Genomic DNA, 17,618 nt, shown 5'->3' with positions numbered 1-17,618 from the left:
TATTTTTTCTTATTTATCCTCTGTTTAGTATGGGGGAGCTTGAGTCATGCAGAGCAAGTTTTCCCTGTAAATGATCAATGTAATGTAACTGTGAATAGCATTTCACGGGTGAAGACACCATCCAATCAAGAATTACCCAGAACGGGATGGAAAACCACGCAATTACCTGACCGTTGGAAAGAAGATAAAGACTGGGAGGGTTATCAAGGTGGTGCTTGGTATAAATTAGACTGGTCTTGGTACTGTAAAAATAATGCGCGTTTGGCAGAACCCATCGCACTATATGTTGATTACATTATTAATACGGGTTCAGTCTTTCTGAATGGCGACTTGCTGTGGACCAATAAAAATCTTCAAGAACCGGTCTCTAAAAGTTGGAATGTTGCACGCTATTGGATTTTACCGATAAGTGGAATCAAGCATGATCATAATGAAACCTTGATCTATGTGTATGGTTATTCGAGTTTAAATGCTGGCTTGGGCCCAGTAGTATTTAACAATGTAATGGCAACGGTTGAGCAAGCTGAAAAAACAACGTTTACACGTCGGACCATATTACAGTTAAATATTTTTCTTTCTGGGGTCTTGGGTCTAATTTGCTTTATTATTTGGTTGATGCGTCCTCGTGATACCAGTTTTGGCTGGTTTGCGCTTTCAACAGTGTTGTGGATTTTATTTCTCAGTAATGCTCTGACTACTGAAACCTTTCCATACCCAGATTCGGTTTTTTCTGCCAAAGCTAATCTGATATTTGTAATGCTGTACTTTCAGTGCTTTAGTATCTATATCTTGCGCTTTCTTGGGCGTAAGTTTCCACGAATAGAACTGTCATTTACTATGTTGACTGCTGCACTGATTGGTGTAGTGTGTATCTGGCCATTTGAACAAAATGCAGATATTTCGAGCCTTATTTTCTTTTTATATTGTGCATTCTTTTTTATCACTTACCTCTATCTGTGTAGAATTAGTTTCAAAGAACGAAGAAGGGACTATATTTTATTAGCAATCTGTTTGACTGCGATAATTGTGATAGTCATAGCTGATATCACAGTCTTGGTGCTCTTTCCAAAAGAAAATTTTACACCTTTATCACCCTTTACTTCACCGATTATAACCTTATTTATAGTGGTGATCTTGGGGGCGAGACTCAATCGTAATATACAGAAGATTGAAAAATATAATGATGATCTGGCATTTGAAGTTCAGAAAGTCAGTGATGAATTATGCAGTAGCTTGAATGATAAACATCAGCTTGAACTGAGTAATGTACGCCTGCAGGAACGCATTAAATTATCGCATGATCTGCATGATGGTCTGGGTGCATCCATTGTGCGCTCGATGATCTTGGTTGATCAGTGTGAAAGTAATATTCCAAACAGACAGTTCTTGTCGATGTTGAAATTATTGCGCGATGATTTAAGGCAAATTATTGATAGTGGATCATCTTTAGACAGTAAAGTGCCAGATTCACCTTTGCTCTGGATCGCACCTGTTCGACATCGCTTTAGTCAGTTGATGGATGAAGTGGAAATGAATGCCAAATGGTGTATTCCTTCGCAGTGGGCGATCAAACCAACAGCAATTCAGTGCCTGACTTTAATACGAGTAATTGAAGAAAGCCTGACCAATATTGTGAAACATAGCCAAGCTAATCATGTCAATGTAACGCTGTCACAGTTCGAGAATGGCGCATTGTTATTAACCATTGAAGATGATGGAGTAGGTTTTGATGTTGAGAGTGTTTCAAATCATGGCATGAGTATCGGCATGCGAAGTATGAAAATGCGTGTAGAACGGATAGGTGGAAATTTCAAAATTCATTCTCAGCAAGGCTGCACGATTATTCATACAGAAATTAATTTAAAATCAGCTGCATAAATATCTCTAGATGAGCATAATTAAATATCAACAGACTCTACTGGTGAAAGCGAAAAATTTTGGGGCTTAGTCGCTGACAAATTAAAATCTTATGCAAAAGATGAAGAAAGTGCTGCGAAGACCACGGCGAAAATGGCAAGTTTTGCAGCAGGTTTGGGTACGGTTCTGTTCTTTGAAGATTTGGATGTGGTCAGTGCTCTACAAGCACAGTTTCCTTCTTATGCAGAAAACTTTCCAATTTGGGCAGAACACTCAACTGCCATTGCCCAATTTGCGACTTGGACTGCGTTACACACCGAAGGTTTAGGCGCATCACTACAGCATTACAACCCAATTGTGGATGAACAAGTGCATGCTGAATGGGACATTCCCGCGCATTGGAAACTTCGTGCTCAATTGGTTTTTGGTTCAGTGGAAGGTGAAGCGAAAGAAAAAGGCTATATGGAAGATGCTGCTCGTTTTAAAGTCTTTCAATAATTGCAGCGTATAACACACAATTTCGATAAAAAAGGAACGAAAACTAAGTTCCTTTTTTATTGTAGTTTTTATTGAAATAGATAGGGTTGGACAAGATCTTCATCCGTGAAAACCTTGTCCAAATTAGCCCATTGAGGACTGAGCTAAACGGGTGGCTAGAACCAGCTTTCTTGCATGTTGAGGCAAGTATCATCAAGTTCTAGCAATAACTTGGCTTGATGTTCTATTTCAGGTAACTCCCAGCGGATAAAATATTGCGCGGCTTGTAATTTACCAGCTAAGTATTGTTGATCTTCAGCTAAATCTGAATGTTCAAATTTCACAAGGGCTTGATTGGCCATTTCAAGCCATAGCCATGAAATGATGACTTTGCCCATCATGTCTAGATACAACGCAGAATTTCCCAGTGCCTGATCGACACGACCTTGGGCGAGGACTTGTCCCAAACTTTGTGTGGTTTTCTTCACCGTGTTTAAATGCCCTGAAAAAATCGCTGCAAGCGCCTGAGTTTTTGGATGTTGAGCTTGATCAATCGTATTTTGCATACGTTGTAATAACAGCATCAAACCTTTACTGTTGTGCTGCCAAAGCTTACGACCCAACAAATCCAAAGATTGAATGCCAAATGTGCCTTCATGGATCGGATTTAAGCGGTTGTCGCGATAACATTGTTCAAGCGGATACTCACGGGTATAGCCCGCACCACCTAAAACTTGGATGGCTAAATCATTGGCTTTTGGACCATAGGCAGAAGGGAATGATTTGACGACAGGGATAATCAAATCTAATAACAACGCGCTGTCTTCATTGTTAGCGGCTTGATGTTCATCAATTAAACGTGCAGCAAATAGGCATAATGCAAGTGCGCCTTCCACATAGGATTTTTGTGCCAAAAGCATCCGTTTAACATCTGTATGTTGAATAATATTGACAGGTTTTGAGGCAGGATTTTTATCTGATACTAAGCGACCTTGTGGACGGTTTTTGGCATATTCGAGTGACTCTAAATAGCCACGGTATCCAATCATGGCTGCACCTAAGCCGACACCGACTCGTGCTTCATTCATCATCTTAAACATATATTTAAGACCAGCACCTGCTTCACCAATCAGATAGCCTGTACATTGGTCTTTTTCACCAAAGCTCAGTACTGTCGATGTTGTACCTCTGTAGCCCATTTTATGCAATAAGCCAGCCAGTTGAACGTCATTGGCGCCTGCAAGTGAACCATCGCTCAGGGTTTTAAACTTCGGAACAATAAACAGAGATATACCTTTTACGCCCTGAGGTGCATCTTGGATGCGAGCAAGGACCAAATGGACGATATTTTCAGTGATGTCTTGGTCACCCCCTGAAATAAACATCTTTTGGCCTTTGATGAGGTAGGTACCATCAGCTTGCGGTATGGCTTTTGTGGTCAAATCACCTAAAGATGAACCCACATCAGGTTCAGTCATGGCCATCGTTCCAGCAAAGCGACCACTGAACATATGCGGTACAAACCTATCTTTTTGTTCAGTCGTACCGAAAGCCTGAATCACATTTGCAGCCGCAGCGGTTAGAAATGAATAAGCCACTGACGATGGATTTGCCGACATGAAATAGGCATTAGCAGCCATGTTGATCAAAGTCGGAAGTTGCATACCGCCTACATCATAATCATGCTGCGCACAAAGCAAGCCGGCATCTGCAAATTGTTTCCACGCCGTTTTGACTTCTGCAATGGTTTTAACCTGTTGACCATCAAAGGTTGGTTCGTTTTGATCGGCTGTTGCGTTATGGGGTGCAAAAAAGTCTTGAGCAATACCTTGTGCAGTTTCTAGAATGCTTTTGAAGGTTTCAGCATCATGTTCGGCAAAACGTGGGTAATGCGTTAAGTCTTGCGCTTTAAACACGTCAAATAGCAAAAAATTTAAATCTTTGTCATTGATTAACTGCGCCATTGATCAATCTCTAATCGGGTCGAATTTTATGGCTTAAGCCTAGCAGTTGATTTTTAGATATAGAATTGTCAATAATGACACTTAATAAGTCAAAAATGACATTTTGATAATTTGAAATTTAAATGAAGAAAATCATAATTTTAGCATTTGATGGTGCTTTGGCTTCTGCGATTACTGGGGTTGTTGATCTCTTTGCAATGGCGGGTGTCAGTTGGAATCGGATCCAAAAACAAAATGTGCAGCGGCTATTTCAGGTCAAAATTGCCTCACAACATGGTCAAGCTGTGCAATATATCAATGGCATCAAGCTTTATGCAGATTTAGCATTTTCTGAAATAACAGATGCAGATATCATCATTGTCCCAACGATAGGTGCGCCGATCTTAGATGTTTTAGCGCAAAACGCAGCACTGATCGAATTATTAAAAACTCGGCAATTGCAAAGCGGACTGATCGCAGGAAATTGTACGGGTAACTTTTTTCTGGCAGAAGCAGGGCTTTTAGATGGTAAGCAGGCAACGACGCATTGGGGCTTTCAGCAAATGTTTCGTGAACGCTATCCTTTGGTAAGACTGAATGCAGATCAGCTCATTAGCCATGATCAAAATATTTACTGTGCTGGAGGTGGCTTAGCATGGTTTGATTTGGGACTGCACCTGATAGAACGTTTTTATGGTTTTGAAACGGCAATCCACACGGCAAAATCATTTGTATTGGATTATCGTCGTGATAGTCAGTTGTCCTATTCATTATTGAAAATATCTAAACCGCATCAGGATGGTTTGGTGCAAAAAGTTCAAGATTGGTTAGAACAGCATTATCATGAAAATATAGTCTTAGATGAACTTGCGGCGCAGTTTAATGTGACAACAAGGACATTGATTCGTCATTTTAAAGCGGCTTTGGATATGCCTCCCAATCAATACTTACAATCAATACGGATTGAAGCTGCACGAAAGCGTTTAGAAGAAACGGGACATGCTTTAGATCTGATTATGCGAGATGTCGGCTATAATGACCCAAGCTCATTTCGACGGTTATTTCAAAAAAAAACGGGGCTGAGCCCCTTAGAATATCGTCGACGTTTCAGCCGACGATTTGATGTTTAGCTACAGTTTAAGCGGTTCGAACGGTATAACGGCCATGTAAAAAGTAGTAGGCACCAATACATGCAAAGGCTGCAAAGGCGCTATACAAATACAATTGTGAGTAGCCAATATGGTCGAGCAATTTACCGATAAAGTACGGTCCAAAGCCTAAGCCGGCATCCAAAAAGATAAAGAAAGTTGAAGTGGCAAAGCCCATACGTTCAAGCGGCGCACTTTTTACCGCAACTGTTTGGCAGACCGACTGAATATTGCCATAACCGAGTCCAAGTAGGCCTGCACAAAGTAAAAGCATCCATGAACTCTGTGTGATGCTGAGCAATACCAATGCCACGCCCATAATCACAAAAGCAGGGTAGATCACAATATTTTCACCTTTACGGTCCATCAACGGGCCTGTAAATGGGCGAGAAATTAAAATCGCAATGGCATACATCAAAAAGAAAAACGAGGCTGTTTCAACCAAATCGATTTCTTTGGCATAAAAGTTAATGAAAGACAAAACGCCTGAATAGCAGATTGAAGCGAAAAGCATGATGAATGATATCGGTAATGCTTTAGGTTCTACAAATTGAGCAATCCAACTCGGTTTTTTGACAGCTTCAACAGTATCGAGGGGTTTATTGATTTTGGGTAAATCGGGCACTTGAATCAGCAAGGCAACCAATAGGCAGCTCAATGCGATAATCGTAGAAACGATAAAAATCGCATGATAACCAATATGTAACATCATCCAAATGGCAAGAAATGGCCCAATAGCCGTACCTAAAGTACTACTCATGCTGTAGTAGCCAATGCCTTCACCGCGACGTGTCGCTGGTAAGATTTGGGCAATTAAGGTACCCAGCACTGTTGATGCCATACCCATCATAAAGCCATGCATAAAGCGTATGAAGAGCAACATGCCGACGCCAAACTGAATGAAGTAAAAACCAGAAAAGACTAAAAAGCCAATTAAACCAACGATCAGTGTTGTTTTACGACCAAAACGCTCTAGGAACTTACCCACCAATAAACGCCCGACCAATGTGCCGACAATGAACAAGCCTGAAACTAGACCGGCTTGAGCAGTTGTTGCACCTAATTCAGCCACCGCATAGCCCACGATCACCACAACCAAGAGATAAAAGGTTAAAACCAATTGGAAGTTAATGGCGCTGACTAAAATAAAATTTCGAGTCCAAAGTGGTGCTTTATCTTGCATGATCATCACCTAGAGTTCTTTGTTCAAGTTCTTGCATGACACGGTGTAAAATTTGAATGGAGTGTTGGATATCTGGACTGGCTAATGGCGCGATCAGGCGCTGCTCAAAGGCATCTATGTCTTTTGCACATTGTTGAAATAAATTAAGACCAGTCTCGCTGAGCATCATTTTCTTTTGACGTTTATCGTCAGTTTGCACATGAGTCAAAATATCCATCTGTACAAGAATTTTGACACGCTTAGTGATGGATGGCTTGGATACATTTAAATATTCCGCCATTTCAATAGATGTGCAAGCGGTTTTTTCACGGATGACAAACATGACTTGCCAAAGCGAATAGTTCAATTGATAGGGCAATAAAATTGTGTTGATTTCATCACTCATCAGACGCGCACAGCGCAGAAGTGAAGAGCGGAAACCTAATGTGGGATTCATAATAGTTAACTAGGGTAACTAAATTATTGGCAACTTTACGCCTAATTTATTTTGAATTCAAGTGAACAACTTAAAGCATAAATAATAGGTATAAAAAAACCTGCGCGCACACAGGTTTTCTTGCATAACATTTCATTTAAAGCTTAGCATTCAATGCATATCGTTGAATTGATACCTTAAACAATACGTGTTTATTCTACAGAAGCTTCTGCAGCTGCAATTGCTGCATCTTCCGCAGAGCTGTCTGCATTTTCTGAAATTTCTACACTTTCACCATCTTCATAAGCAAGTTCTTCACCTTCTGATTCAGCTTGCTTGAAATAAGCCGCAAGTTGTTCATCCGTTAATTCTTCAGGTTCACCTTCAGACATCATCGCTTCTTCTTGTAATTGGGCTTGTTCTAGATTACTCATCATACTTTGCATATTGAACATCAATGGAATCATAACCAATAAATAAACAATCATCAGGACCAGATACAATGACCCAATGACTTTCTCTGTTTGTTCCGTTGGACGCTTAATGCCATATTTATTTTCACCTTCGGTACCTTTTGCAGCCATCACATAAATGCTAAAGATGGTACCGACCAGAGGGATGAGAAAAATTAAACAGAGCCAACCGTTTTTATTCAGATCATGTAAGCGACGAATCGTAATACAGATCATTGCAGCAAACATTGCAACGATGGAAACGACAATCAGTGCGATCGCACTGAGTCCTAAGAATGAATTAAAAAGTGCTTCAATACTACGTTCTGCTGAATTGAAAAATGCAAAAAGACCCAGCGCGACGCTGATGCCCAATAGGCAGGTATAAATCATGCTAATGATAAATAACCACGCTAAATAGGACAGGCGGCCAAAACGTCCTTCAGGAGACAGTGGATGATCGGCTTTTTGAATTTGAGGCTGAATATTTTGATCTTGTTGAAACGGATTCAATTCGCTTGAAGTAAGTTCAGTCATTATTATTCCAATTTTAATTATCTAATTTATTTTCTATGCCCAAAAGGGCAGCATTATTGTATAGCGAAGTAAAAAAAGGTCAAATATTAGACATGGCTAAGTCGTCAAATATTCCTTAGCCATGCTGTAATGTGGTCTGTTATTTATGTAATTTACGATACTCTTTAGGGCGCATTGGACGACTGGCTTTCCACAAACCTTTCTTTTGTTTACGTGCTTTGCTTTGTAAATTCATCATATAGTGCAAATGCTTTTGGTCACGGATGTATTCTTCGTAAACCCACGCAGCACCACGTTTTACCATTTCTTCATTCATGCATTTACGATAGCGATAAATAACCCCAACGCAGCGGCCATAACGGTCTACATCAGTGATTTTTACGCGAACAAATTTCTTGTAAACCATGGATTTGATCAGTCGAGCGGACTCTTTACCGTAGGCTTGTGTCGATTCTGGCGCATCCACATAAGCAAAGCGAAGTTTGGTTTTAGAACGTCTTAGATTCATCCGATAGCAGGTGAGGGTGTCGCCATCACTAATATCAGATACACGACAGAGGTAAGATTTTCCTTTCTTAAAAGGTTGGAAAAAATCCTTTAAGAAAATGGTGACTTTATAAAGAACATAGACTGTGATCAGGCACAGTACTGCACCTAAAGCCATGAGCCAATTCGCGGAGAGATTTGAAAGCATACAAAATGATATGAACGAGCTCATATCGCATAAAAACAGGAATTTAGATTTTATAAGAACTCATAATTTATGGCTGTCGAATAAACCGACGGTCAGTTAAAAATACCTTAAATAATCAGTATTTGATCTATAAATATACAGCAAGTTTCATCACGCAGAATTAAATCTAAATCCATGTAAATAGCCTAAGCAAGCTGATATATCATCATAAAATAGCCTAAGCAAATATTTTAGAAATTTCGCTTCGCAAAAAAAGATGCCGTGAATTTAATTCCAAATCATTATGCCAATACATCCCTAATTTAATTTTCGGCAAGTCTACAGGTACATCAAAAATATTCAGTTCGGGAGCAACCTGTAAATGCGTCAAAATATTTTGCGGAATCGTCAATATCGCCTTGGGTTGCTGTGCCAAAATTTGTAGCGCAGTAGAGTAATGCTGACAGCGTAAAAAAATCTCTCTAGAGTGTTTTTTACGATTTAAATAAATATCTTCAACTAATACACCTGCACGTCGGGAAGAAACCCCAATGTGAGGAGCAGAAAGATAAATAGATTCATCCATCTTGGAATGTTGACTACAAACCACGAATTGGTCTTCAACTAAAGTTTGAAAATTTATTTTTTCACCAAAGTTTTGCTCAAGATCAATCGCAAAATCGATTTGCTGTGCAGCAAGGTCAGCCACAATGGTTTTGCGGTCTAATTTAATACTGGAAAATTGGATCTGAAACTGTTGTTGTTGAAAGTGTTCAACTAACTTAGGAAAAATAATCGGTTCAATTTCATCATGTACGGCAATTTTTAAGCTCTGTACCATTGAAGGAGTAAATTGTTGTTTTTGGATAGAAATACTTTGAATCGCAATAAGCGCATTTTTAATTACGGGATAAATCTGTTCAGCAAATGGAGTCGGGAGCATTTTTGCCCCAGCACGTACAAATAAGTCATCTTGTAAATGTTGTCTTAAACGTTGAAGTGCATGACTCGCTGCAGACTGAGTAATACACAAAATTTGTGCTGCTTTTGAAATGCTTTTTTGTTCATAAACTGCGATATACAGTGGATATAAATTGATATCCATACGGTGGAAAACCCCCATATCAATGACGGTGTTTTTATGAATACTATTCATGTTCATCTATTGAATTAAATCATTTTGTTCATATTAGATTTCAGGTTATGGTGTTGTAAAGCGTAAAGAACATAATATTTAAAGGATATTGTCATGTTTGAACTTTCAGCACGTGCACAAGATTATATTGAAAGAACAAAAAAATTTATTAAAGATGAAATTGAGCCTGTAGAAACTGAGTTTTGGGCAGAAGTTCATGAGTTGAACCAAGGTGGTGATTGGACCAAATGGCAATGGCCGGCACAGTTAGAGGTTTTAAAGGATAAAGCCAAAGCTGCAGGCTTATGGAATATGTTCTTACCTTGTCCTGAACTTGGGCAAGGCTTATCTGTACAAGAATATGCACACATCGCAGAACTTTCAGGCCGTAGCTTACTTGCACCCACGGTATTCAATTGTAATGCACCAGACAGCGGCAATATGGAAGTGATTTGGCGCTATGGTACGGAACAACAAAAGCAGCAGTGGTTAACACCATTACTAGAAGGCAAAATCCGTTCGGTGTTTTGCATGACAGAACCTGCTGTTGCTTCAAGTGATGCCACCAATATGGAAGCAACAGCTGTCGTTGAAGGCGACGAAATTGTGTTGAATGGCCGTAAATGGTGGTCTTCAGGTTTAGGTGATCCAAATGCCAAAATCATTATTTTTATGGCACATACACCAGATGAAAGCAAAGACCGTCATCATCAGCATTCTATGGTTTTAGTACCAGTTGAAACTGCTGGAGTGAAAATCGAACGTATGCTTCCAGTCTTTGGTGATTATGATGCACCTCATGGACATGGAGAAATTAGCTTCACAAATGTACGTGTTCCTGTTGCAAACTTTATTGGCGGCGCTGGTCAAGGTTTTGAAATTGCACAAGGTCGCTTAGGCCCAGGCCGTATTCATCACTGTATGCGGTGTATTGGTGCAGCTGAAAAATCGCTAGAACTGATGATTGACCGTGGTATGAGCCGTACTGCTTTTGGTAAAGAAATTTTAAAACTCGGTGGCAATTTAGAGCGTGTTGCAGAAGCACGTGTTGCGATCGATCAAGCACGTTTACTGACCCTCTATGCAGCATATAAAATGGATACTCTTGGGAATATGGCTGCATTAACCGAGATTTCTGCCATTAAAGTGGTCGCGCCGAGTGTCTTAGAAAAAGTTGTTGATATGGCGATTCAAATCCACGGTGGTGCTGGGGTTTCTCGAGATACACCACTCACAGGCTTCTTTGCGCAAGCACGTTCACTGCGTCTAGCTGATGGCCCTGATGAAGTGCATAAAGGTATGATTGCTAAATTAGAATTGGCAAAGCGCGGTTACAGCAGCCGTCGTAAAAAATAAACAAGTTGTAGCCACATATTTGGCATGGCAACCCGGAGTTGTCCATGCTATAAAACTATAGAAAATTATATTTTTATCATCATGATAGATTCAAGTTTAGGAAGAAAAGCATGTCAGTGATCGATGTAGGCGGTTCAGTTCGTGAGGGTGAAGAACTGGATGTACGTGCTGTAGGCAATTGGTTGATTGAACATGGCGTTGAAATAGAAGGGCCTGTAGAAGTCACTCAATATTCAGGCGGTGCATCAAATTGGACTTATCGCTTAAAATACGACAATGCTGATTTAATCTTACGTCGTCCACCGAAAGGCACCAAAGCCAAGTCTGCACATGATATGGCACGTGAATATAACGTACAGAAAGCATTATCTGAATTTTATCCTGTGCTCCCTGAAATGGTGGCACTATGTCAGGACGAATCAGTGATTGGCTGTGATTTCTACGTGATGAAGCGCGTAGAAGGCATCATTCCACGTGCAAACTTACCCAAAGAAATCAATTTTGATGAAACTCAAGTTCGAGCGTTGTGTACCAACGTCATCGACAAGTTAATTGAACTGCATCAAGTGCCTTATGAAGGCACAGCTCTAGAAAAAATAGGCAAGGGCGACGGATACTGTCGTCGTCAAGTGGAAGGTTGGGACGCACGCTATGAAAAAGCCAAAACCTTAAATGTTCCTTCTTTTAAATATGTCCGTAATTGGCTCAAAGACAATATTCCTGCTGACTCTAAAACCTGTGTAATTCATAACGATTGGCGTTTTGATAACGTGATTTTAGATCCAAATGATCCTACCCAAGTGATTGGTGTATTGGATTGGGAAATGGCAACATTAGGTGATCCACTGATGGACTTAGGCTCAGCTTTGGCGTATTGGGTTGAAAGTGGCGATAACGCAATTTTTAAAGCCACACGCCGTCAGCCGACCAACTTGAAAGGCATGTTTAGCCGTAAAGAAGTCGTTGAATATTATTTGGATAAAACTGGTCTACAAACAGACAACTGGACCTTTTATGAAGTGTTCGGCATTTTCCGTTTAGCGGTAATCGCACAGCAAATTTATTACCGCTTTTACCACAAGCAAACCAATAATCCAGCATTTAAAGATTTTTGGATTGTGATTCATGCTTTACATATTCGTGCCTTAAAACTTATCGGTTTGCAAAAACTTGAAGCCAATGAAGTGGCACAAAAATATATTGAAAAAATGAAGGATATTTTAGGGAAATGACCACGATATATTTAATTCGGCACGGTCAGGCTTCTTTTGGTGCAGAAAGCTATGACAAGCTTTCTCCCAATGGTGAGCTACAGGCTAAGGTGCTGGGACAGTATTTCGACCGTATTTTAAAAGAAAGTCCTTATGTGGTTGCGGGCTCCATGCAACGTCATCAACAAACAGCCAATCTTGCATTGGCTGAATGCTTTCCAGAAGCACAAGTTGATACAGATAACGCATGGAATGAATTTAATCATCAGCAAGTTTTTGCTCAGTATGAACCTCGATTTAACCAGCCGCATTTATTAAAAGAAGATGTATCTAAGCATGAAAACCCGCGTGCTTATTTATCTAAAATTTTTGAAGGCGCTATTGAACGTTGGACAGGCGGAGAATTTCATCATGAATATGATGAATCTTGGCCACATTTTAAAAGTCGAGTCGAAACAGCGCTAGAAAAGTTATGCACTCAACTGGCTGAAACCAAACCGCGTTATGCCGTTGTGTTTAGTTCAGGTGGAGTGATCTCCGTTGCAGTCGGTAAAATTTTAGGGCTGAGTCCTGAAAAAACATTTGCACTTAATTGGGCCATTGCCAATACCAGTATGACAACACTGCGTTTGGTTGGAAATGAACCGCAATTACTCAGTTTAAATGAACACCATTTTATAAAAGCAGTTGATCCAAATTTATTAACTTGGATCTAAGATAAACAAAGGAATTATCATGGCTAAAACAATTTTAATTACAGGTGCAAGCTCAGGGATTGGTGCAGGAATGGCACGCGAGTTTGCACAAAAAGGCTACAACTTAGCCATTTGTGCACGTCGTTTAGAGCGTCTAGAAACGCTAAAAAATGAACTGGAAAGCCAATATGGCATCAAAGTGATTGCGAAAACCCTCGATGTCACAAATTACGATCAAGTGTTTGAAGTGTTCCGTGCCTTTAAAGCAGATTTTGGCAGTATTGACCGTGTTATTGTCAACGCAGGTATCGGTGAAGGTCGTCGTATTGGTAAAGGCAATTTTGAAATTAACCGTGCCACAGTTGAAACTAACTTTATCTCTGCATTAGCGCAATGTGAAGCTGCGGTTGAAATTTTCCGTAGCCAAAATGCAGGGCATTTGGTGGTGATTTCTTCGATGAGTGCTATGCGCGGCATGCCTAAACATTTAACGGCTTATGGTGCGAGTAAAGCAGGTGTTGCTGCTCTAGCTGAAGGTATTCGTGCAGAACTGATTGATACCCCAATTAAAGTGACGACTATTTTCCCTGGTTATATTCGTACAGAGATCAATGAAGGTGCGAAAAAACTGCCATTTGAAGTCGATGAAAAAACTGGTTCACATCTTTTAGCAAAAGCCATTGAGAAAGCACCGGTTAAAGCTTATGTACCACAATGGCCCTGGTTGCCTTTAGGTCTTGCAATGAAAGTATTGCCGTTGAAAATTGTGAATAAATTGGGTTAAACCTTTATTCAATAATAAAGCTCCAATTTTGGGGCTTTTTTATTCTCAAATGATCTTCACCTTCCTCTGTAGGTTAAAAAGGAATACATAAAACCTGTGATCAAAAGACATTAAAAGCAGCCGATTTTGCAAAGAAAAATTGGAGTAATTACTCAGATTATTTATAAATAAGATATTGAAAATAAATAAAATGTTGAATATTTGAACAGACGATGATTTGTTCTCAAAATAGCGATTTCCTTTTTTTTAATTTGCTTTAATGTACAACTGTTCATTAATTTTTAGGTTTGTACTATGTCTATGTCTTCCGATATGACAGATCAACAGCGAATTAACAAAGTCAGAACTGTCGTAACGAAAGCTGGTGAAGACTTACGTCAGCAATATCCCATTTTAAAACATCAAAACTTTATAGGCGCAGCCATCCTTATTTTTGCGCTACTGGGAATGTTGGGTTCAGCTTGGGCGTTTGCTGTTGGCATTTTACCGGCATGGGCTTGTGTGATTTTGGTGGCGATGTTTGCTTCACTGACACATGAATTAGAACATGACCTGATTCATTATATGTATTTTAAAAAGACGCCATGGGCTCACCATCTCATGTTGGCTTTGGTTTGGTTAGCACGTCCCAATACCATTAGTCCTTGGGCACGTCGTCGTTTGCACCTCAATCATCACAAGTATTCAGGTTCCGAATACGATTTGGAAGAACGGGGCATCAGTAATGGCATGCCGTGGGGATTGCGTCGTCTATTGGTCATTAGCGATCAATTGATGACGGTGTATTTGCGCCCATTTCAAATGTTTAAAATGATTGGGAAATTCATTGAAAAACAACCTGAAAAAGAACGTAAAACTGCATTGATCTCTCAACTGACTGGATTTTTTCCTTTAAGTTTTGTTTATTACGGCATTTGGTATGTTTTTGTCATTTATCATGTGGTGAATGGTATTGGTCCAATGTTAGGACAAAGTATTAGTTGGTCAGTTAATTTAGTGAAGTTAATTCCAACGATTAATTTTCTAGCCGTGGTTTGGATTATTCCGAACTTTATACGCTCTTTCTGCTTACAATTTATCAGCTCAAATATGCATTATTATGGTGATATTGACCCACGTGATGTCATTAAACAAACTCAGGTGTTAAATCCGTGGTGGTTGTTCCCAATGCAATTGTTTTGCTTTAACTTCGGTTCGACCCATGCCATTCACCATTTTGTGGTCAAAGAGCCGTTTTATATTCGTCACCTAACTGCAAAAACGGCACACCAAGTCATGCGTGAAGTTGGTGTACGTTTCAATGATTTTGGAACCTTTAAACGCATAAACCGCTGGAATTAATTAAATACAATCTTCAAAAAAAGCCCTCAATTGAGGGCTTTTTTATGATCTAAACGTTTATAAACTACTTTTGCGCAAAAAAATGTTTGAGTGCATCTTGCAAGGCAACTTGCCATACCGCGTAGGAATGTCCGCCGATATACGATTGATAATGCACATCATGACCTTTATTTTTTAAGTCGGCTGCAACAATAGGCGAAGTCTCTAAAATACTCAGTTCATTATTATTTCGTGAGCTTTCATAACTATTGGCAGTAATAAACCAATGCTGTTTAGGTTGTGAGGTTTTATCACGAATGATTTTACTCATGCCATTTGGGAGGTCTGTCGCTTCATTTTGCCACCAAAATGATCCAGATAACGGTACGACGTGACTAATTTGATTTGGATTTTCTAAGGCTAAATAAGCTGAACTTAAACCGCCTAGGCTTGAGCCGAGTAATACCGTTTTTTTCGAATCGACTTTTGCCGGTGCATTTTTTTGAATCCAAGGCATCAGTTCATCACTAAAAAATGCTGAAAATTTAGCATTGGGTGTTAATTCTTTCGGTCGTTCCTGATCATTCGGTGGAGAAACAAAAATGGCTTGAATTGGCGGTAACTGACCTTGCTCAACTAATATATCTAATGCCTTTGGAACATTAAGCAACTCGTTATATTGCTGACCATCAAAAAATATAGCAGTGATATAGCTTTGGTTTTTCTTGGCTTTAGATTGGTAAATTAGGATTTTACGTGAGTTATTCAAAATTTTGCTATCTAGAACAAACTCTAGTAATTTGGGCTGTTTCACATTTGGATATTGTTTTGGATCAATAAAAGGCGGGGCATCTTTAAGCGCCACTAAATTTTCATTACGCAAGCCTGATGTATCATTACTTGCGAGATAAGTGTTTTTGTTGAAAGGATCAATCCGTTGCACTTGTATCACAGCACGACGCTGCGTTCTTGATTCTTTAAGTTTAGGATTCAGATGCGGACAATAATTTGACAGATAACCTTCTAAGTTCGGTAAGTCGACAGCAAAGCTATAACTGCCAATATAACGATGATCAATAATCGATTCTTTAAACCAAATATCGGTATTTGGTAGGCGTGTTAACCATTCATGGTCATTACTCGGGCCACCAATAAGGCGTACATTATGCTGCGCACCTTTCCATAAAAAAATTATACGGTCATGTTTTTCATCATAGTTTTCAATGATTGGTGTACCTATAAGCTCTACACGCTTCCAAAAATCTTCAATAATTTGAGCATGTTGTTTTGGATTTTGATTTAACTGATGTTGTAGGTTTAATAATATTTGGCTTTGCGCTTTGACATCTTCACATGCAGCAGCATAGGGAAAATGTTTTTTTTCTATTGTATCGGTTAAAGCGGGTGAATTTTGAGTTTGGGCAAAAGCAGAAGTAACAGCAAAGCTAATTGAGCAAGCTAAAAAAAGTGGGGAAAGTTCTTTCATTGAAATAATAAAATAGGTAGGATGAAAACCAATAAATGATAATCATTATTAATATAAAAAACTAGCAATATGCCCCAGAATGATGCTTTTAATAAAAGAAAATGTAGAAAAATAACAATAGAGTCAATGCTTTGTTTCTTAAACTATTTAAAATAATGAAGACGATAAGCTTTAAATCATTACCCAAATATTATGCTAGTCAAAGTATCAACACTGCTGCTGTTACCTGCGTTACTGATCCAAGGTTACCGTGTGAAAAAAAATACCCCACGTTTAGCAGAACCGATGGGAGAACGTTGTGGGATGAGTGGTCAGGGTAATCGACCATTATCGCTATTAATACTAGGTGATTCAGCAGCAGCAGGTGTCGGCGTCGAGCATCAGTCAGATGCGCTATTGGGACAATTGCTTAAAATTTTATCGCCTGATTATCAAGTTCACTTTTGCCTTGAAGCCACAACGGGGCTTAACAGCCAGCAAATCATCAATGCTTTGGATAATGTCACAACGCAGAACTTTGATGTCGTGATCAGCTCTGTTGGTGTCAATGATGTCACAGCATTAAAACAACCAGACCAGTGGTTGAAGCTCCAGCAGCGTTTATATCAAACTGTCGAGGAAAAGTTTCAACCACAGCTATTGATCATTTCAGGTGTGCCACCAATGGATGAGTTTCCAGCTTTACCGTTTCCATTGTCATGGCTGTTTGGACAATATTCTCAGAAGATGAATGCGCTGTTAAAAAATTTTATTAAAACAAAGCCTAATACGAGGCTAATTGAATACGATTTACAAGAATATCGTGAAAAAAATTTACAAATGGCAAAAGACGGCTTTCACCCGAGCAAAGAAATTTATCAGTTATGGGCTGAAAAAATAGCAAAACAAATCACTGAACAATTTTCATAGACATTTTATGATTCAACCACTGGGCGAAGTTAAATTT

At 39.4% G+C, this 17,618-nt stretch carries 15 protein-coding genes and 1 pseudogene; 9 read left to right on the top strand and 7 right to left on the bottom strand.

The window, feature by feature from the left end; genetic code table 11:
* Positions 1 to 39 precede the first annotated feature (39 nt).
* Positions 40 to 1,878: an ATP-binding protein gene (locus tag FTT77_RS08080; protein ID WP_306670012.1), complete on the top strand. Its 1,839-nt coding sequence runs from the start codon at positions 40 to 42 to the stop codon at positions 1,876 to 1,878.
* A 42-nt stretch (positions 1,879 to 1,920) separates the two neighbouring features.
* A pseudogene (locus FTT77_RS08075) lies at positions 1,921 to 2,355 on the top strand (nitroreductase family protein); the annotation flags it as partial.
* A gap of 155 nt (positions 2,356 to 2,510) precedes the next feature.
* On the opposite strand, the gene FTT77_RS08070 reads toward FTT77_RS08075, so the two are convergent.
* On the bottom strand, positions 2,511 to 4,298 hold the full coding sequence (locus FTT77_RS08070; RefSeq protein WP_180109125.1) for an acyl-CoA dehydrogenase: 1,788 nt from the start codon (positions 4,296 to 4,298) through the stop codon (positions 2,511 to 2,513).
* A 122-nt stretch (positions 4,299 to 4,420) separates the two neighbouring features.
* Between FTT77_RS08070 and FTT77_RS08065 the strand changes: the two genes are divergently transcribed.
* Complete coding sequence (locus FTT77_RS08065; RefSeq protein WP_180109124.1) at positions 4,421 to 5,407, top strand: GlxA family transcriptional regulator; 987 nt, start codon at positions 4,421 to 4,423, stop codon at positions 5,405 to 5,407.
* Positions 5,408 to 5,414: 7 nt separating this feature from the next.
* On the opposite strand, the gene FTT77_RS08060 is transcribed toward FTT77_RS08065, so the two are convergent.
* From FTT77_RS08060 to FTT77_RS08040, 5 genes are all read right to left on the bottom strand, one after another.
* Positions 5,415 to 6,614 carry an MFS transporter gene (locus FTT77_RS08060; RefSeq protein WP_180054838.1) on the bottom strand — a complete coding sequence of 400 codons (1,200 nt, stop codon included), beginning with the start codon at positions 6,612 to 6,614 and terminating at the stop codon, positions 5,415 to 5,417.
* Positions 6,598 to 7,047 carry a MarR family winged helix-turn-helix transcriptional regulator gene (locus tag FTT77_RS08055; protein ID WP_373686551.1) on the bottom strand — a complete coding sequence of 150 codons (450 nt, stop codon included), beginning with the start codon at positions 7,045 to 7,047 and terminating at the stop codon, positions 6,598 to 6,600. The genes FTT77_RS08060 and FTT77_RS08055 overlap by 17 nt, the downstream gene beginning before the upstream one ends.
* 188 nt (positions 7,048 to 7,235) lie before the next feature.
* Entirely contained in the window at positions 7,236 to 8,012 is a 777-nt protein-coding gene (locus FTT77_RS08050) for a DUF805 domain-containing protein (RefSeq protein WP_180109123.1), read from the bottom strand.
* A 139-nt stretch (positions 8,013 to 8,151) separates the two neighbouring features.
* Positions 8,152 to 8,706 carry a thermonuclease family protein gene (locus FTT77_RS08045; protein WP_078193824.1) on the bottom strand — a complete coding sequence of 185 codons (555 nt, stop codon included), beginning with the start codon at positions 8,704 to 8,706 and terminating at the stop codon, positions 8,152 to 8,154.
* Between the two features lie 217 nt (positions 8,707 to 8,923).
* A complete protein-coding gene (locus tag FTT77_RS08040; protein ID WP_180109122.1) occupies positions 8,924 to 9,841 on the bottom strand; it encodes a LysR family transcriptional regulator in 918 nt (305 codons plus the stop codon).
* A gap of 93 nt (positions 9,842 to 9,934) precedes the next feature.
* Between FTT77_RS08040 and FTT77_RS08035 the strand changes: the two genes are divergently transcribed.
* From FTT77_RS08035 to FTT77_RS08015, 5 genes are all read left to right on the top strand, one after another.
* Positions 9,935 to 11,176 carry an acyl-CoA dehydrogenase family protein gene (locus FTT77_RS08035; RefSeq protein WP_168377546.1) on the top strand — a complete coding sequence of 414 codons (1,242 nt, stop codon included), beginning with the start codon at positions 9,935 to 9,937 and terminating at the stop codon, positions 11,174 to 11,176.
* 110 nt (positions 11,177 to 11,286) lie between these two features.
* A complete protein-coding gene (locus FTT77_RS08030; protein WP_180007791.1) occupies positions 11,287 to 12,408 on the top strand; it encodes a phosphotransferase family protein in 1,122 nt (373 codons plus the stop codon).
* Positions 12,405 to 13,103, top strand: coding sequence for a histidine phosphatase family protein (locus FTT77_RS08025; RefSeq protein ID WP_078193820.1), 699 nt, complete (start codon positions 12,405 to 12,407; stop codon positions 13,101 to 13,103). Before FTT77_RS08030 ends, FTT77_RS08025 begins: the two co-directional genes overlap by 4 nt.
* Positions 13,104 to 13,122: 19 nt before the next feature.
* Positions 13,123 to 13,866, top strand: a complete 744-nt coding sequence (locus FTT77_RS08020; RefSeq protein ID WP_180007792.1) for an SDR family oxidoreductase — start codon at positions 13,123 to 13,125, stop codon at positions 13,864 to 13,866.
* 294 nt (positions 13,867 to 14,160) lie between these two features.
* Positions 14,161 to 15,207: a fatty acid desaturase gene (locus FTT77_RS08015; protein WP_180007793.1), complete on the top strand. Its 1,047-nt coding sequence runs from the start codon at positions 14,161 to 14,163 to the stop codon at positions 15,205 to 15,207.
* Between the two features lie 64 nt (positions 15,208 to 15,271).
* Here FTT77_RS08015 and FTT77_RS08010 read toward each other — a convergent pair whose 3' ends face one another.
* Positions 15,272 to 16,672 carry an alpha/beta hydrolase-fold protein gene (locus tag FTT77_RS08010; protein ID WP_180007794.1) on the bottom strand — a complete coding sequence of 467 codons (1,401 nt, stop codon included), beginning with the start codon at positions 16,670 to 16,672 and terminating at the stop codon, positions 15,272 to 15,274.
* Positions 16,673 to 16,864: 192 nt separating this feature from the next.
* On the opposite strand from FTT77_RS08010, the gene FTT77_RS08005 reads away from it, so the two are divergent.
* Positions 16,865 to 17,581: an SGNH/GDSL hydrolase family protein gene (locus tag FTT77_RS08005; RefSeq protein WP_180007795.1), complete on the top strand. Its 717-nt coding sequence runs from the start codon at positions 16,865 to 16,867 to the stop codon at positions 17,579 to 17,581.
* Positions 17,582 to 17,618 lie beyond the last annotated feature (37 nt).

The organism is Acinetobacter sp. YH01010 (assembly GCF_013420775.1).
GTDB classification, from domain to species: domain Bacteria; phylum Pseudomonadota; class Gammaproteobacteria; order Pseudomonadales; family Moraxellaceae; genus Acinetobacter; species Acinetobacter amyesii.
This window is presented reverse-complemented; position numbering and strand designations above follow the sequence as displayed.

What these genes read in the sequence shown, in the direction of transcription:
- FTT77_RS08070 (WP_180109125.1), bottom strand. Translation starts at nt 4,298, where the DNA reads ATGGCGCAGTTAATCAATGACAAAGATTTAAATTTTTTGCTATTTGAC.
- FTT77_RS08065 (WP_180109124.1), top strand. Translation starts at nt 4,421, where the DNA reads ATGAAGAAAATCATAATTTTAGCATTTGATGGTGCTTTGGCTTCTGCG.
- FTT77_RS08060 (WP_180054838.1), bottom strand. Translation starts at nt 6,614, where the DNA reads ATGATCATGCAAGATAAAGCACCACTTTGGACTCGAAATTTTATTTTA.
- FTT77_RS08050 (WP_180109123.1), bottom strand. Translation starts at nt 8,012, where the DNA reads ATGACTGAACTTACTTCAAGCGAATTGAATCCGTTTCAACAAGATCAA.
- FTT77_RS08045 (WP_078193824.1), bottom strand. Translation starts at nt 8,706, where the DNA reads ATGCTTTCAAATCTCTCCGCGAATTGGCTCATGGCTTTAGGTGCAGTA.
- FTT77_RS08040 (WP_180109122.1), bottom strand. Translation starts at nt 9,841, where the DNA reads ATGAATAGTATTCATAAAAACACCGTCATTGATATGGGGGTTTTCCAC.
- FTT77_RS08035 (WP_168377546.1), top strand. Translation starts at nt 9,935, where the DNA reads ATGTTTGAACTTTCAGCACGTGCACAAGATTATATTGAAAGAACAAAA.
- FTT77_RS08030 (WP_180007791.1), top strand. Translation starts at nt 11,287, where the DNA reads ATGTCAGTGATCGATGTAGGCGGTTCAGTTCGTGAGGGTGAAGAACTG.
- FTT77_RS08025 (WP_078193820.1), top strand. Translation starts at nt 12,405, where the DNA reads ATGACCACGATATATTTAATTCGGCACGGTCAGGCTTCTTTTGGTGCA.
- FTT77_RS08020 (WP_180007792.1), top strand. Translation starts at nt 13,123, where the DNA reads ATGGCTAAAACAATTTTAATTACAGGTGCAAGCTCAGGGATTGGTGCA.
- FTT77_RS08015 (WP_180007793.1), top strand. Translation starts at nt 14,161, where the DNA reads ATGTCTATGTCTTCCGATATGACAGATCAACAGCGAATTAACAAAGTC.
- FTT77_RS08010 (WP_180007794.1), bottom strand. Translation starts at nt 16,672, where the DNA reads ATGAAAGAACTTTCCCCACTTTTTTTAGCTTGCTCAATTAGCTTTGCT.
- FTT77_RS08005 (WP_180007795.1), top strand. Translation starts at nt 16,865, where the DNA reads ATGCTAGTCAAAGTATCAACACTGCTGCTGTTACCTGCGTTACTGATC.